Source organism: Salinivibrio sp. KP-1 (genome assembly GCF_000968645.1).
Classification (GTDB): Bacteria; Pseudomonadota; Gammaproteobacteria; order Enterobacterales; family Vibrionaceae; genus Salinivibrio; species Salinivibrio siamensis.
Map to the genome: position 1 here is coordinate 305094 of NZ_LAQR01000002.1, position 14771 is coordinate 319864.

General features: G+C 51.2%; 12 protein-coding genes. 6 read left to right on the forward strand and 6 right to left on the reverse strand.

Translation table 11 applies throughout. The annotated features are described in order from the left end of the window. The first annotated feature begins 145 nt into the window (after window positions 1-145). Window positions 146-532, forward strand: coding sequence for a DUF2799 domain-containing protein (locus tag WN56_RS05880; RefSeq protein ID WP_077650551.1), 387 nt, complete (start codon window positions 146-148; stop codon window positions 530-532). Between the two features lie 13 nt (window positions 533-545). Here the strand turns inward: WN56_RS05880 and btsR are convergent, their stop codons facing one another. Together btsR and WN56_RS05890 are read right to left on the reverse strand one after the other, a co-directional pair. Beyond that, entirely contained in the window at window positions 546-1262 is a 717-nt protein-coding gene (btsR, locus tag WN56_RS05885) for a two-component system response regulator BtsR (RefSeq protein ID WP_046074128.1), read from the reverse strand. Then, the gene (locus tag WN56_RS05890) at window positions 1259-2956 is read right to left on the reverse strand and encodes a sensor histidine kinase (protein WP_046074129.1); all 1698 of its coding nucleotides are present in this window, start codon (window positions 2954-2956) and stop codon (window positions 1259-1261) included. Before WN56_RS05890 ends, btsR begins: the two co-directional genes overlap by 4 nt. A gap of 179 nt (window positions 2957-3135) precedes the next feature. On the opposite strand from WN56_RS05890, the gene WN56_RS05895 reads away from it, so the two are divergent. The 3 genes from WN56_RS05895 (at window position 3136) to WN56_RS05905 (ending at window position 6457) form a co-directional block, all read left to right on the forward strand. Continuing rightward, window positions 3136-4212, forward strand: a complete 1077-nt coding sequence (locus WN56_RS05895; RefSeq protein WP_046074130.1) for a 3-deoxy-7-phosphoheptulonate synthase — start codon at window positions 3136-3138, stop codon at window positions 4210-4212. A gap of 3 nt (window positions 4213-4215) precedes the next feature. After that, entirely contained in the window at window positions 4216-5349 is a 1134-nt protein-coding gene (gene tyrA, locus WN56_RS05900; protein ID WP_046074131.1) for a bifunctional chorismate mutase/prephenate dehydrogenase, read from the forward strand. Window positions 5350-5767: 418 nt separating this feature from the next. Continuing rightward, window positions 5768-6457 carry a DUF3800 domain-containing protein gene (locus WN56_RS05905; RefSeq protein ID WP_082084423.1) on the forward strand — a complete coding sequence of 230 codons (690 nt, stop codon included), beginning with the start codon at window positions 5768-5770 and terminating at the stop codon, window positions 6455-6457. A gap of 69 nt (window positions 6458-6526) precedes the next feature. On the opposite strand, the gene pheA is transcribed toward WN56_RS05905, so the two are convergent. From pheA to WN56_RS05925, 4 genes are all read right to left on the reverse strand, one after another. Further along, window positions 6527-7711 carry a prephenate dehydratase gene (pheA, locus tag WN56_RS05910; RefSeq protein ID WP_046074132.1) on the reverse strand — a complete coding sequence of 395 codons (1185 nt, stop codon included), beginning with the start codon at window positions 7709-7711 and terminating at the stop codon, window positions 6527-6529. Between the two features lie 259 nt (window positions 7712-7970). Further along, window positions 7971-8321, reverse strand: a complete 351-nt coding sequence (hpf, locus tag WN56_RS05915; RefSeq protein ID WP_046074133.1) for a ribosome hibernation-promoting factor, HPF/YfiA family — start codon at window positions 8319-8321, stop codon at window positions 7971-7973. Between the two features lie 394 nt (window positions 8322-8715). Then, window positions 8716-9747 carry a 2,3,4,5-tetrahydropyridine-2,6-dicarboxylate N-succinyltransferase gene (dapD, locus tag WN56_RS05920; protein WP_046074134.1) on the reverse strand — a complete coding sequence of 344 codons (1032 nt, stop codon included), beginning with the start codon at window positions 9745-9747 and terminating at the stop codon, window positions 8716-8718. A 224-nt stretch (window positions 9748-9971) separates the two neighbouring features. Next, entirely contained in the window at window positions 9972-10280 is a 309-nt protein-coding gene (locus WN56_RS05925; protein WP_046074135.1) for a YebG family protein, read from the reverse strand. A gap of 83 nt (window positions 10281-10363) precedes the next feature. On the opposite strand from WN56_RS05925, the gene WN56_RS05930 reads away from it, so the two are divergent. Then, window positions 10364-11047, forward strand: a complete 684-nt coding sequence (locus WN56_RS05930; protein WP_046074136.1) for a DNA-3-methyladenine glycosylase I — start codon at window positions 10364-10366, stop codon at window positions 11045-11047. A gap of 134 nt (window positions 11048-11181) precedes the next feature. Continuing rightward, complete coding sequence (recC, locus tag WN56_RS05935; protein WP_046074137.1) at window positions 11182-14562, forward strand: exodeoxyribonuclease V subunit gamma; 3381 nt, start codon at window positions 11182-11184, stop codon at window positions 14560-14562. Window positions 14563-14771: the final 209 nt, after the last annotated feature.

Here is a 14771-nt window from a genome sequence, read left to right on the forward strand (position 1 = left end):
ATGTCATCAGCGTGACTAGCGTGTATGCCCATGGATTGATTTTTATCTAAATGATTGGTCTTACGGCAATATCTGCGCAAATACGCTAAGATCTAAGCCTCAGCTTCTGCTGGGGCTTTTTTATGTAGGGGAAGGGTTTAGCATGATAAAAACGTTTTTTGCACTATGGGGTGTCGTACTGTTGGTCGGATGCGCCGCATCGACTACCCAAGGCTTGGTTGATGAGCAGAACTGGTATGGACTTGGCGAGCAAGATGGACAGCGCGGGTTGCCACAGCGCTCGTTAAGCGATTTGCGGACGTTAGCCTCTGAGGCTGGCGAGACCATCAATGCCAACTATCTCGATTACGAGCAAGGCTATATTCATGGTATTGACGCCTATTGCGATCCCAAGCATGCCTACCAACTGGGATTAGATGGCAACCCCTATATGGGCGTGTGTGAAAGTCGCCCTGGCTCTCAGCGTTTTAGAATGGAGTGGCAGCGCGGCTACAACGACTTTCAAAGCCAAGCAAATGGGCTTTTCTACTAACGCGCGGTGAGAGTTACTGGCACAAGCCCAGCTTGTCTTTCAGTGTTTTGAGATAGCGGCGGCTCACAGGTACCACATAGGCAGATTGAGTGATCACTTCGGCAAGGCCGTTGTCGAGTAACTGGATTTCGCGGATAGTGGCCGGATGCACTAAGTATTGGCGATGACAGCGTATTAAGGGGGTTTTGTCTTCCAAAACCTTGAGTGAAAGGTGCGTGGTAGACTCGCCTTTTGCTGTGAGTAGCGCGACCCCACTTAGCGCGGTACGTGCGACCTCCACCTCTTGGTGAGGGATCAACGTAATTCGATTGTGTCCGGCGCAAGGGAGCAAATCCAACGCGGGCGTGATCACTTGGTAGTCGTGTTTCTGGCTCAGCTCACGGGTGAGTTTTTCCAGTGATTTCTTTAATCGTCCAGTTTCGACGGGTTTGAGTAAATAGTCGAATGCATTTTCCTCAAACGCTTGTACGGCGAATTCATCATAGGCGGTCACGAACACCACCTTGGGCATGGTGGCGGGGTCGAGCATCGCGAGTAGCTCTAAACCGGTCACGCGAGGCATCTGAATATCTAAAAACACCACATCGGGGCGGGTTTGATTGATGGCTTTCAGCGCGTCGATGGCATTGTTGCACTGTCCAACCACCTCAACGCCACCGAGTGCCAGTAACTCATCTTCCAAGGCTTCACGTGCATGAAGCTCATCATCAACAATCAATGCCTTGATCATCCCTGTCTCTCCTTGTTGGGGGCTTGATAGGTTAAGGGAAGAGTGACGGTTGCCCGCGTCCACACATCGGGCTGACAGGTCATTTTCAGCGCGTATTGGCTACCAAACAACCCGCGCACGCGCTTATCGACAATACGCATTCCTAGTCCTGAGTGTTGTGCTGCCGGTTGATAAAGCCCGGCATTATCTTCCACTTGTAAATACAGGCATTCGCCTTCTTGCCAGCCACGGATCACAATTTTACCGCCTGCCATCAATTGACTGATCCCATGCTTCACGGCGTTTTCAACCAAAGGTTGTAAGGTAAAGCTTGGGATCACCGCGTGTAAGATAGCCGGGTCAATCTGTTTTTCAACACTCATACGATCGGCAAAGCGGGCATGTTCTAGCTCTAAGTACGCATCAAGATGACTCAGCTCTTGCTCAAGCGACACCGTTTCGCGGTTTTGCTTGAGGTTGCTGCGAAAGAAGGTTGATAAGTGCTGGATTAATTGGCGAGCACGTTCCGGCTCACGCCTGACCACCGCACTAATGGTATTTAAGGCATTGAACAAAAAGTGCGGGTTCACTTGGGCGCGCAACAAGTTTAACTCGGCTTGGGTGAGCAAGCTTTGTTGGCGCTGATAACGCCCGGTCAAAATCTGGTTGGAGAGGAGTCGCGCGATCCCCTCACCCATGGTGACATTGATCGCCGAGAAGAGTTTCCGTTTAGGCTCATAAAGCTTCACCGTGCCTAGCACATAACCATCACCGCCGCGCAATGGGATCACCAGCACGGAACCGAGTTTGCAGTAAGGTGATAACGAACAGCAGTAGGGCGTATCGGCGCCATCGATATAAATTAATTGATCATCGGCAATCGCGCGACGGGTGTAATCTGAGGCAATAGGCGTACCGGGCAGGTGGTGATCATCGCCAATCCCGGTAAAGGCGAGGATCTTTTCGCGATCGGTAATTGCGACGGCCCCGACCCCTGTCTCTTGCTGAATAATGGCAGCCACTTGTTCACTGCTTTGCTGATTAAAGCCGCTACTTAAAATACCGACCGATCGTTCAGCAATTTTTAGCGCCTTACTGGAAAACGCCGCTGAATAGCGTTCGAACAGGGTTTTTCGGTCGACAATAATACTCATAAACATCGCGGCACCGACTGAGTTAGCGATCACCATGGGGGCAGCAATCGCGCTGACTAACTCGTATGCACGGCTAAAGGGCTCAGCCACCGCGAGAATAATTGCCATTTGCACCAGCTCGGCGACAAACGTCACCCCTAACACTACGGTAGGGGAAAATAAACGGCTGGTTTGGTTGCGGGACACTAAGTAGCGGTGCATTAAACCACCAATTAACCCTTCGGCGGTCGTCGAGATAGCGCAGGCGAGATCGGTAAAACCGCCTAAACTGTAACGGTGCAGCCCGCCTGTCAGCCCAACCAAAAACCCCACGACCGGCCCGCCCAGTAATCCCCCCATCACCGCGCCAATTGCGCGAGTATTGGCAATCGCATCTTGGATACTTAAACCAAAGTAGGTGCCGAGAATACAAAAGCCTGAGAAGAGGAAATAACAAACGACTTTATGCGACAGCCGTCCTGAGATACTCAGTAGTGGCATAAACGCCGGCGTTTTACTCAGCAAATAGGCGATCACTAGATAAACGCTCATTTGCTGCAAGAGGGAAAGAACCAGGGCCATAACCACCCACACAAAAATGACGGATAGGTTATAGTAACGATTGACGGTTTAAGACTCTATCTTAAATTCGAGTGTAAACTTTAATTTACTAAGTAAATTAAATGATACACTCACTATTGCTTTTAGAATAGAGCCTGGTATTGTCGTGTAAAACCTAATGAACAAATCAAGGCAAGGCTATGCAGCAAGACTCGGTAACCAATATCCACATTCGTGACGAGCAGGTGCTTCTCACACCAGAGCAGCTCCGTGCCCAGTTCCCGATTGAAAAAAGTACTCGTGCGGCGATCAGCCAAGCGCGACAAACCGTGGCGGATATTATTCACAAACGCGATCACCGCTTGTTAGTGGTGTGTGGCCCTTGCTCCATTCATGATGTTGAGGCGGCCAAAGATTACGCGCGTCGTCTCAAAGCCTTGTCGGATGAGCTGAGTGATCATTTGTTTATTGTGATGCGGGTTTACTTTGAAAAACCACGCACCACCACTGGCTGGAAAGGCTTAATCAACGATCCGCATCTGGATGGCAGCTTTGATGTGGAGTCAGGCTTAAAGCAAGCGCGTGGTTTGCTCACGGATTTAGCGCAAATGGGGATCCCGCTGGCCACCGAAGCACTGGATCCGATCAGCCCTCAATACATAGGCGATCTGTTTAGCTGGGCGGCGATTGGTGCGCGCACCACCGAGTCGCAAACCCATCGTGAAATGGCCAGTGGACTGTCGATGCCAATCGGCTTTAAAAATGGCACGGATGGCAATCTGGCCACCGCCACCAATGCGATGAAAGCCGCTGCGTCTGGGCACCGGTTTATGGGGATCAACCAAGCCGGCCAAGTAGCGTTATTGAATACCCAAGGTAACCCAAACGGCCATGTGATCCTGCGTGGCGGCAAGCAAACCAACTACGACTCAGTGTCTGTCGCTGAATGTGAACAGCAAATGGAAGCGGCGGGACTAAATCCGTCTCTCATGGTGGATTGTAGCCACGCTAACTCACGTAAAGATTATCGTCGCCAACCGCTGGTGGCGGAAGATGTGATCCATCAAATTAAACAAGGTAACCGCTCTGTGATTGGCTTGATGATCGAAAGTCACCTCAATGCTGGCAATCAATCAGCGGATCTGCCGAAAGATGAGATGGCGTACGGTGTGTCGATCACCGATGCGTGCATTGATTGGGCGTCTACCGAACAATTGCTGCGTCATGCTCACCAAGAGCTGGCAACCTCTCTTCAACAACGTATTCAACAGGGCTAAATCATGGTGGCAGAACTGAGCCGATTGCGCGATCAAATCGATGATGTCGACAAGCAAATGGTGAGCTTGCTCGCGCGCCGTTTAGAACTGGTCGCAGAAGTGGGAGAGGTAAAAAGCCAACATGGCTTGCCCATTTATGCGCCGGACCGTGAAGCAGCGATGCTCGCTTCGCGTCGTCAAGAAGCACAGTCGCAAGGCGTGCCACCAGACTTAATTGAAGATGTGCTGCGTCGTACTATGCGTGAATCGTACAGCAGCGAAAACGACTCTGGCTTTAAGTGTCTAAACCCGGATTTACGCCAGGTCGTAGTCATTGGCGGTAAAGGGCAGCTAGGGGGGTTGTTCGCGCGCTTGTTTGCGCTTTCTGGCTATCAGGTCACTGTGCTGGATAAAGACGATTGGGTGCATGCGGATACCTTGCTGGCTGACGCGGGTATGGTGGTGGTGTCGGTACCCATTGACGTTACGGAAGCGGTCATTAATCAATTGACCCAACTGCCAGATGACTGCTTATTAGTGGATCTCACCTCCATCAAATCAGGTCCGCTACAAGCGATGTTAGCCGCGCATTCAGGCCCAGTGGTCGGTCTACACCCGATGTTTGGCCCCGATGTGGCCAGTCTTGCCAAGCAGGTGATTGTTTATTGCGACGGCCGACATCCTGAGGCATACCAATGGTTGCTCGAGCAATTTCGGATTTGGGGCGCTGGGCTACATCGGATAAGCGCCATCGAGCATGATGAAGGCATGACGCTGATCCAAGCGCTGCGCCACTTTACGTCGTTTGTTTACGGCGTGCATCTGGCAGAAGAAAACCCCCACTTAGATCAGCTTACCGCGCTAAGCTCACCGATTTATCGCTTAGAGCTTGCCATGGTGGGGCGCTTGTTCGCCCAAGATGCGGGTCTGTATGCGGATATTATTATGTCCTCGCCGCAAAACCTGGCGATGATCAAACGCTTTTATCAGCGTTTTGGGGAAGCGATTGATTTGCTCGAGCAACATGATAAGTCCACGTTTGTCGATGCCTTCGCGCAAGTGGAAAACTGGTTTGGCGACTATGCCCCACGCTTTTTACAAGAAAGCCAAGGCCTGTTGCGACAAGCCAACGACGCCACCCATCGCACTGCGACCTAGTCAAGGCTCACCTTTTCAAGGGGCAGGAGGGTAGAGAGCCACACAGATAAAGTGAGATAGCGTGTATATCGATATGAGGGACTAAGAACTGGATCGCATGGATAAAGTGATAGGGTATTTATAATCAGGCTCGCACGTAGAAAAGTGAGTCTTTGTAGTAGGCTAAGCGGATTCAAAAGTATTATTTCGTCGCTATGAGATGTACGGTTATTGCGTGTTTGAGGCTACAGCAAGCGGTCGAAAGCGTATTAGAACTATCGTTGCAGAGTCTGTGATTTAGGGATATAGTTATTGAGCGGTTGGAAACAATCTATGGTGTGCTGCCTTGTTGTAGTGCGCTGAGCTCGTAGCTCTTTCCGCCGCCTTCTTTCCCCCATTTCCTTTCGTAGCGACTCTCTATTATCTTAGGGGTTCGTATATGTTTTTGTTGTACGCAGATGAATCCGGCACGCCTGGTGGCGCAGACCAAGAGCATTTTGTTCTCGCTGGCTTTAGTGTGTTCGAGCGCTCTGCACATTGGCTTTCTCTTGAGTTAGATAAAATCGCGGCAATCTTCAATCCACAAGACCCCCACGCTGTTGAACTCCACGGCGCCCCCATGCTTGCGGGGCGAGGCTTTTGGCGGAAGTTTGATAAAGAGTTGCGCCTAGAAGCCATCAAACAGGCTCTTAGCTTAATTGATGGGCGTAAATTTAGAATATTTGCATCAGTTGTAAGAAAAGGTGCCATCTCTCCAAATGATCCGGTTCATTATACCTTTCAACAAATTGTAACCCGCTTCGATCATTTCTTAGCCAGACAACATGTTCACTTCAATAATACCCAAAGAGGTCTGATTCTTTTTGACAAGAGCAGCAAAGAAGCACCGATTCAAGCACTCGCTAAAGCGTTTAAACTCGATGGTCATGACTGGGGGCGGCTGAGGAATATGGCAGAAGTCCCTGCCTTTATCGATTCTGAAGCAACAAGATTGATTCAACTCGCGGACCTGATTGCTTACGCGTTGTTTCGTTATTACGAAAAAAAGGACGGTCAGTTTTTCGACCTTATTGAGCGAAAATTTGACTATTTTGGGGGTGTTCAGCATGGACTTCACACGGTGGTTTAAGCGATATGATAATGATTAAAGCGCCAAAAGCCCACATCGTGGGCTTTTGGCGTTAATGGCTACTCGCGATTATTCGTTGCTGTCCGGCAGCGATACTTCGGTGGGGGAAATAGTCTCTGACGGGTAGCAGCCGAGCACTTTTAGATAACGGGTCAAAGTGGTGAGCTCGTCCAGCGCACTTTGCATCAGGTTGCTGGCCATATTGGCTTCAACATCGACGTAAAACATCTCTTCCCATGGGTTGCCGAGTACTGGCCGAGATTCGAGTTTGGTCATATTGATGCCACGCTCGCGCAATACCATTAAACACTCCACCAAGGAACCCGCTTGCTGCGACGTCGACATGATAAAGGTGGTCTTGGCAGGGGTCAGTGACGACACTTTAACCGGCTTGCGGGCCACGACAATAAAACGGGTGTGATTTTGCTGTTGGTTGGCTATCTCGCTCTTAATCGCGGTTAAACCGTAAAACTCACCACTCGCCGCATGACCAATCGCGGCGACGTTGGGCTGGTTTAAATCCGCCACTTGTTGCATGGCTTCAGCGGTGCTGGAGCAATAAATCTTCTTCACTTTACCCAAGGTGTCAATGTATTCGCTGCATTGCTGGTGCGGCTGCGGGTGGGCATACAAGGTATCAATTTGGCTTGGGTCTTGGTCACCGACGGTAAGCAGGCAGTGGTCGATAGGCAGCGTGAGCTCACCGACAATCGATAAACGCGTGTGCTGCAGCTGATCGTACACTTCATTGATTGAGCCAGAACTGGTGTTCTCTACGGGTAAGATGCCGTAATCGGCATGGCCGGTTTCTACCGTTTCTACCACCTTTTTAAAGCTGTCGCAGGCCATTTCCACCAGTTCGGTTTGCTTGCGGCTAAAGTATTGGCGCGCGGCGAGATAGGAATATGAGCCTTGGTTGCCCAGGAAAGAAACCCGTGCCACTGGACGCTGATTGTCTGGGTTGGCTAGGTTTTGCAGATAGCGCTGCTGGATAAGTACCGAGTCTTCGATAATGGTGTGAAACAGACTCAATACATAGTGGGCGTCTAGCTGGTGATCTTGCGCTTTGGTCACCAGTTTTTCTAATAAGGCTTGTTCGCGGGCTTGATCGCGAATCGGTTTTTGCACGGCGACTTTGTTTTTGGCGACATCTAGGCTTAAGCGACGGCGCTCTGCCAATAGTGTCAGCAGCTCTTGATCAAGCTGGCTTATTCGCGTGCGTATCTCATCCAGTGGGCGTGGTGTGTCTGGCATACATTATCCTTGTTCTAATACAAAAAAACCTCCCGGTTGGGAGGTTAGTGCGCCAGGCTGATTTGGCTTAGCACGCTTCCTCCCGCGTTGGCGAGATAAAAAAGAAGCGAAAAAAACGAACGAGAATCAGCATTGGGCGTTGTGTTGTTATGTTTGCGTATGGATTAACCATATGGGGCGCAGGCAGGCGTGTCAAGGATCAAAAAGCCCCGCGAGGGCAGGGCTAACATGTTTAGCGAGTTAGGTGTTGCGCTGAGGGTTAGATTTCCTCATCGGCTGGATTTTCTTCCATCGCAACCGTCGCGGCTGATTTATCGTTACGGCGCGCTTCGCCTTTGTGTTGGACCTTATTCAGTTGCTTCTCGAGTTTTTGGCCCACCTCGTTAATCGCTTTGTACATGTCGTCGCTTTCAGCAGAGGCAACCAGTGTTGAACCTGGTAGCCCAGCTTTCGCTTCCACTTTGAACTGGTGGTTTGGCTCCTTACTGATCACAGCATGAGGATTGATGAGTGCCACCTGCCACTTGGCCAGCTTTTCAAAGCGGCTTTCGATGCGCTCACGGATGGCGGGAGTGATTTCGATGTTTTTGCCTGCAATTTCCACTCTCATACTCTTTCCTCTTTGTTCCCCTGTATTAGGTTCATCTTCAGATTACCGCTTTCCATTATTGATAACGTGACTTAGCTCATGTTTAAAGGGGGGAAGGATATCGATAGAAGGATCTGTGAGCACCTGCGAATCCTGACACCGAAAAGGTCGGAAAAGCCTTGAACTCAATGCCAAAAATGCTACGTTGGGAGAGGTCACGAACGCTGATTTACCCGCCAGTCAGGGCCGCCTCGCGCCTGTTTATTTTCCTAGTTTTCGCTTGTGGTTAAAATGTGCCACAAACCTGCTTGTGCTTTTTGGCGTATTGCGGTGACGCGATAGTGATTCAAGCAAAGTAGACATAAAAAAGGCGACCAAGTTGGCCGCCTCTGAAAAGAACTAAAAGCGGGCTTGATTAGTTATTCGCGTGTAGCTCGTGGTTGAGCTCGACCGCCGTTTTGTTGGTTAAGCATTCAACCGCTCCCGTTTTTGAGTTGCGGCGTAGCAATAGGTCCGACTTACCGGCCAAATCACGTGCTTTGATGCTTTCGACCACATTGCCGTCAGCGTCGAGCATGGTAACTTTGGTGCCTGCGGTGACATACAGTCCTGACTCGATGGTGCAACGATCGCCTAATGGGAAGCCAAGGCCAGCATTGGCACCCAACAGTGAGTTCTCACCAATTGAGATCACAATCTGGCCGCCGCCACTCAGCGTCCCCATAATGGATGCACCGCCGCCAATATCGCTACCTTGACCGACCATCACACCCGCAGAGATACGGCCTTCAATCATGCTCTTGCCTTCGGTGCCGGCATTGAAGTTGATAAAGCCTTCGTGCATCACCGTGGTGCCTTCACCCACATGGGCGCCCAAGCGAACACGGGCGGTATCAGCAATACGCACACCGGCAGGCACCACGTAATCGGTCATTTTCGGGAATTTATCCACGCACTCAACGGTCAATGTTTCGCCTTTCAGACGCGCTTCCATCTGACGCTCAGGCAGTTCCGGCAAGTCGATTGGGCCTTGGTTGGTCCAAGCAATGTTGTGCAGCAGGCCAAAGAGTCCGTCTAGCACCACACCGTGTGGTTTGACTAAGCGGTGCGAGATCAGCTGAAGCTTGAGGAAGCCTTCAGCCACCGATGCGGGTTTGCTGTCGTTTTCTAGAATAACCAGCACCAGTGGCTGTGTGGTTTGTTGAGCCTTGCTCGCAAAGTTAGCTGCCTTTTGGGCGCCAGCGGCGGCGAAGGCTTCACTGATTGCAGCGCAGGTTTCTGATGCAACCTCTAGTACCTGATTACCGGCGCTATAATCGGTTAGCGCGCTTAGGGCACTTACCAGATCATCACTAGGATTAAGCAGGGGCGCTGGGAAATAGGCTTCAATGATTTTACCGTCCTGGTTTTGAGTGGCGGTACCGAGTGCCAGAGCAAAGCTTGCCATTGGGGGGAGTCTCCTTGTGTCGTTGGGCTTAAAACATCAAACACTTCATCTTAAAGACAAGCGGCGGTGGTTGGAAGCGCTTAACGGCTGGCGGAGGCAAAAACCGTTACAGGTCAGCGCACCGATTCATGTTGATGCATAGTCATCAGGAGACAGGCATAAAAAAAGCAAGCCAAATGGGCTTGCTCTTTCGCGGATGTTAAAAGGATCTGCAATTCACAACATTAGGCCGCGTCGGCGTCTTTGTCGTCGCGACTCTCGTCCGCTTTGTTCTCGCTTTTTGCCGGCTTTTTCTTTGCCGCCTTGCGTTTTGCGCCCAGTGCTTCAAGCACCGAGTCTTTGTGTTGAGCAAGGTATAGCGACAAGGCTTCACGCTTTTCTTCGTCGTCTACCAGTTCGCTTTCTCCAATCAGATCGAACATGGCATCCGCCATATCCAACATTTTGTCGTAGGCGTCGGCTTCAGCTTTGGAGGTAAATGTCATCTTTTCTTCTCCCTCGCGTTCGACCACGTACTTGACGATAACGGCCATAATTACCCTCTCTTCGTTGATTTACTGTCTTTTTATACAGTAGGATAAGGGCCATTGTCCACTGACCCGGCCATGATTGTGACATGAGAGAAAAATTTAGCACCATTTATCAACGTGCCGCTGAGCGCAAAGGCGGTCAACGCGAGGTAGAGCGCATGTTGGTGGCGCCGCTTGCGCCTCATGCCTTGTGTGAGATACCGGATGATCGCTGGTTAGCGGCGTTTAGTCAGAAGGTGTTTCAATCGGGCATTAGTTGGCAGGTCGTCCGTAAAAAGTGGCCGGGGTTCGAAGAGGTATTCTGGGGCTTTGATATTGAGAAAATGCTGCTGATGCCGCCGGAAATGTGGGAAGAAAAAGCCACCAACCCAGCGATTATTCGTCACCTTACCAAGGTGATGACGATTCCGCACAACGCGGAAATGATCCACCGCGTGCAGCAATCGCACGGCAGTTTTAGCCAGTTTGTCGCCGATTGGCCCAGCGAGGATATTGTCGGTTTATGGCAGTATTTAAAAAAACACGGTAAGCGTTTAGGCGGTAATACCGGTGCTTATACCTTGCGCCGAATGGGCAAGGACACCTTCTTGTTCACCCGTGATATCGAGCACTACCTGCGCGCGACTAAAATCGTTGATAGCGGTAGAGAGACCAAGCGGGCGATGCAAGCAGCGCAACAGGCATTTAATGAGTGGCAGCAAGAGTCGGGGCGTTCACTGAACCATATCAGCCAGCTGATCGCATTCAGTGTGGGTGACAATCGCGTGTAATCGCTCAGCGATTTGCCGGATTATCACGCGCTTAACAAGTCGTGTGCGAGGTCGCGGTGTGTCGGTAGCGGTTTGCGCTTAGTACGGCAATCGGCCACAATCGATGCCAGTTATCTTTCCCATGTGAGCGCCTTGTGTTTACTGTTTATCACTCTAATCAGCTCGATCTGTTAAAATCGCTGTTGGTCTCCCTGATCCAGCAGCGTCCGCTGTCTGACCCCTTTCAAAAAGAACTTATTCTGGTGCAAAGCCCCGGCATGGCGCAGTGGTTAAAAATGGCACTCGCCAACGAGCAGCAGATTGTCGCTAACGTCGAATTCCCACTTCCCGCTACCTTTATCTGGCAGTTGTTTGTGCGGGTGTTGGATGGCGTGCCTGAGCGCAGTGATTTCAATAAAGAGGCGATGACATGGAAGCTAATGGACATCTTACCCAGCTGTCTGGATGCGCCAGAGTTCGCTGATTTAGCCGCGTATTTGGAAGATAGCCAGGATCAGCAACGCGCTTACCAGCTGGCCGAAAAAGTGGCCGATATTTTCGACCAGTATTTGGTCTATCGCCCCGAGTGGATGCTGGCATGGGAGCAAGAGCAACCGGTACCCGAGCTTGACGATGTGCAGCCTTGGCAGCAAAAACTGTGGCGTCGCTTATACGATCACACATTGGCGCTGGGCCAATCGCCTTACCATCGCGCTAACTTGTATCAAGAGTTTATCGATACCTTAACCAGCCATCAGCACAAGCCTGCGGGGCTGGCTGATATTGAACGGGTGTTTGTATTTGGCATCTCCGCGCTCCCACCACGCTATCTAGATGCGTTGCAAGCACTGGGCGAGCATGTGGAGGTGCATTTTATGTTCACCAACCCATGCCGTTACTATTGGGGCGATATTCGCGACAAGCGCTATCTGGCTAAACGTGCCGCATTGGCGCGGGATAAGATCAGCCGAATTGAAGACATCCCCGCCGAGAGCCAATTGGCACTGGGACTTGATGAGCCCGAGCACGGTGAAGTAGGGAACAGCTTGCTGGCGTCGATGGGAAAACTGGGGCGCGACAACTTACTGCTGCTCTCGGAAATGGCCTGTAATGAGATTGATAGCGGCTTCGTTGAGGTCAACCGCGATAATCTGCTGCATCATCTCCAAGCCGATATTTTGAATTTGAATGAGCCGGGCGATCCCAAGCAGACTGAAACCAGTGCGGCGAAAACAGAAATCGAGCCAGATGATGCTTCCATCGCAATCCATGCCTGTCACAGCCCGATGCGCGAAGTCGAAGTGCTGCACGATCAGCTACTCGCGATGTTTGAGGCCAACCCATCACTGAGCCCCCGCGATGTGATTGTGATGGTGGCGGATATCAATGCCTACAGCCCCGCCATTCAAGCGGTGTTTGGTAATGCGCCGAGTGAGCGTTTTATTCCCTTTTCCATCTCAGATCGCAGCGCCGATCAAGAAAGCCCGGTGTTAACCGCCTTTTTGCGTCTGCTCACCCTGCCTGATAGTCGATGCAGTGCGGCGGAACTATTGGAAATTCTTGAGGTGCCGGCGGTGTCACGCCGTTTTGCCATCGACAGCCAACAGTTTGATCAGATTAAGCAGTGGGTGGAAGAAACCGGCATTCGCTGGGGGCTTGATACCCATACCGCGAGTCAATTTGCCTTGCCCGAGCAGTATCAGAATACGTGGCTATTTGGCCTGAAACGTATGCTACTTGGCTACGCGATGCCGAGTGAGGCCGGCTTGTTTGCAGACACCGTCCCTTATGATGAAGTCCAAGGGCTTAATGCGGAGCTGGCGGGGCGTTTAGGGCTGTTTATCGACACCTTAATTTACTACCAGCAGCAGTTAGCGATTGAGTGCGATGGCAAGGCGTGGGTGGCGCGACTGACCCAAATGCTGGATGACTGCTTCGCCATTGAAGGGGATGAAGAGTTAGCGGTCAAATTAATCCGTACCCAGTTAGACAGTTGGCTGACACAGCTTAGCGATGCTGCCTTTACCCACACGCTAACGTTGCCCGTGGTGCGCGATTACTTTAATGGTCGCCTCAACAACGAGCGAGTCAGCCAGCGCTTTTTGGCCGGTCAGGTCAACTTTTGTACCTTGATGCCGATGCGCTCAATTCCCTTTGATGTGGTGTGTTTGCTTGGGATGAATGATGGCGTGTACCCGCGCACTGTGCCTAGCGTCGGTTTTGATTTAATGGTGGGCCGCACGCGGGCAGGGGATCGCTCGCGCCGCGACGATGATCGTTACCTGTTTTTAGAAGCGCTGCAGTCAGCACAGCAGCGTTTGTATATCAGTTATGTCGGTCGCTCAGTGCAAGACAACAGCTTAAAAGTCCCGTCGGTGCTGGTTACCGAGCTGCTTGAATATTGTACCCAAGGCTACTGTTTGGCCGGTGACCGCGACTTACCCGAAGTCCAGTCACGTCAGCGGCTGGAAGAGAGGCTTATTCAGACTCATCCACTCACTCCCTTTAGCCCAGAGGCGTTTGCTCATGATGGTAGCTACGCGCAAGAGTGGCTACCGGCTGCCAAAGGGCAAGGGACACAACTGCCGGCATTTATGGATGATGCATTAAGCCCTGATCCGGATAGCCATATCGATCCTGTGATTGAATTGGCAGAGTTGCAGCGCTTTTGGCGGTTGCCCGTGCGCTACTTTTTCCAACGCCGCTTGAAAGTCTTCTTTGAGCAGTTAGAAGCGCCGTTAGAAGAATTTGAACCCTTTCGCTTAGATACCTTGCACCGCTTTCAGCTGCGCGATCAGCTATTAGCCCACTTTATTGAAACCGATGACAGCCCCCAAAGTGTGCAGGACTTTATGGCCCGACAGCGAGGACAGGGCAAGTTGCCCTTAGCGTACTTTGGCGAATTGACCTTGGATACGCAAGTTACGGTGATCCGTGACATGTACCAACGCTTGACGCCGTTGCTCGCCGCGCCGCGCCCCGATCTTGAACTCAATCTGACCCTTCCTACTGCCTTGGGTGAGGTACAACTGCAAGGTTGGCTCAATCGGCGTTATCAAGACTGCTTGGTTCGCTTTCATTGTGGCGATCTGACTGTACGTCATCAGCTTGCGGTATGGATTGATCATTTATGCCAATGCGCAATGGGCGAAGCCGTGCCGAGTACGCTGGTGGGAGTGAAAGAAACCATTGAGTTTTCCCCACTCAGCAAAGATGACGCGCGAGCACACCTACAAGCCTTGGTTGAAGACTATCAACAGGGCCTGAATCAGCCACTTACCTATCTGCCAAGCTCAGTCGGGGCGGGGATAAAAGCCCGAGATAGTAAAAAAGGCTTTGATAACAGTGAAACCGGCCAAGACAAAGCGCTGAAATCGATACGCGATGCCTTTGTGGGAGGCTTTAATCCTGGCGAAGGACAAAACCCTTACGTTTACCGTGTTTGGCCGCAATGGCGTGAAAGCCTCGGCCAAGCGCTGTTAGCAACAGGCGATCGCCACTTAATGCCGATGTTAGCGCAGCGACAAAAACACTAGCATGCAGTGAAGTCCGCATCATAGGCGCGATGTGGCCTCTGTCTCTTCCTCTCCACGCTTCCCCCTGTTAGCCAAGTTGATGCTTGGCTTTTTATTGTGCATCGATTGTCTTTAAAAGCATGATTTTTGATGTTCTTGTTGTATTTTTATTCATTATAGTTGAGTAAATATCTAAATGTGCGCGCTAAATATCATTAAAGAGTGAGCAG

Bases quoted from the DNA above. Each gene is read 5' to 3' on its own strand.
- tyrA (WP_046074131.1), top strand. From the start codon at position 4,216: ATGGTGGCAGAACTGAGCCGATTGCGCGATCAAATCGATGATGTCGAC.
- WN56_RS05895 (WP_046074130.1), top strand. From the start codon at position 3,136: ATGCAGCAAGACTCGGTAACCAATATCCACATTCGTGACGAGCAGGTG.
- pheA (WP_046074132.1), bottom strand. From the start codon at position 7,711: ATGCCAGACACACCACGCCCACTGGATGAGATACGCACGCGAATAAGC.
- hpf (WP_046074133.1), bottom strand. From the start codon at position 8,321: ATGAGAGTGGAAATTGCAGGCAAAAACATCGAAATCACTCCCGCCATC.
- WN56_RS05890 (WP_046074129.1), bottom strand. From the start codon at position 2,956: ATGGCCCTGGTTCTTTCCCTCTTGCAGCAAATGAGCGTTTATCTAGTG.
- btsR (WP_046074128.1), bottom strand. From the start codon at position 1,262: ATGATCAAGGCATTGATTGTTGATGATGAGCTTCATGCACGTGAAGCC.
- WN56_RS05925 (WP_046074135.1), bottom strand. From the start codon at position 10,280: ATGGCCGTTATCGTCAAGTACGTGGTCGAACGCGAGGGAGAAGAAAAG.
- WN56_RS05930 (WP_046074136.1), top strand. From the start codon at position 10,364: ATGAGAGAAAAATTTAGCACCATTTATCAACGTGCCGCTGAGCGCAAA.
- dapD (WP_046074134.1), bottom strand. From the start codon at position 9,747: ATGGCAAGCTTTGCTCTGGCACTCGGTACCGCCACTCAAAACCAGGAC.
- WN56_RS05905 (WP_082084423.1), top strand. From the start codon at position 5,768: ATGTTTTTGTTGTACGCAGATGAATCCGGCACGCCTGGTGGCGCAGAC.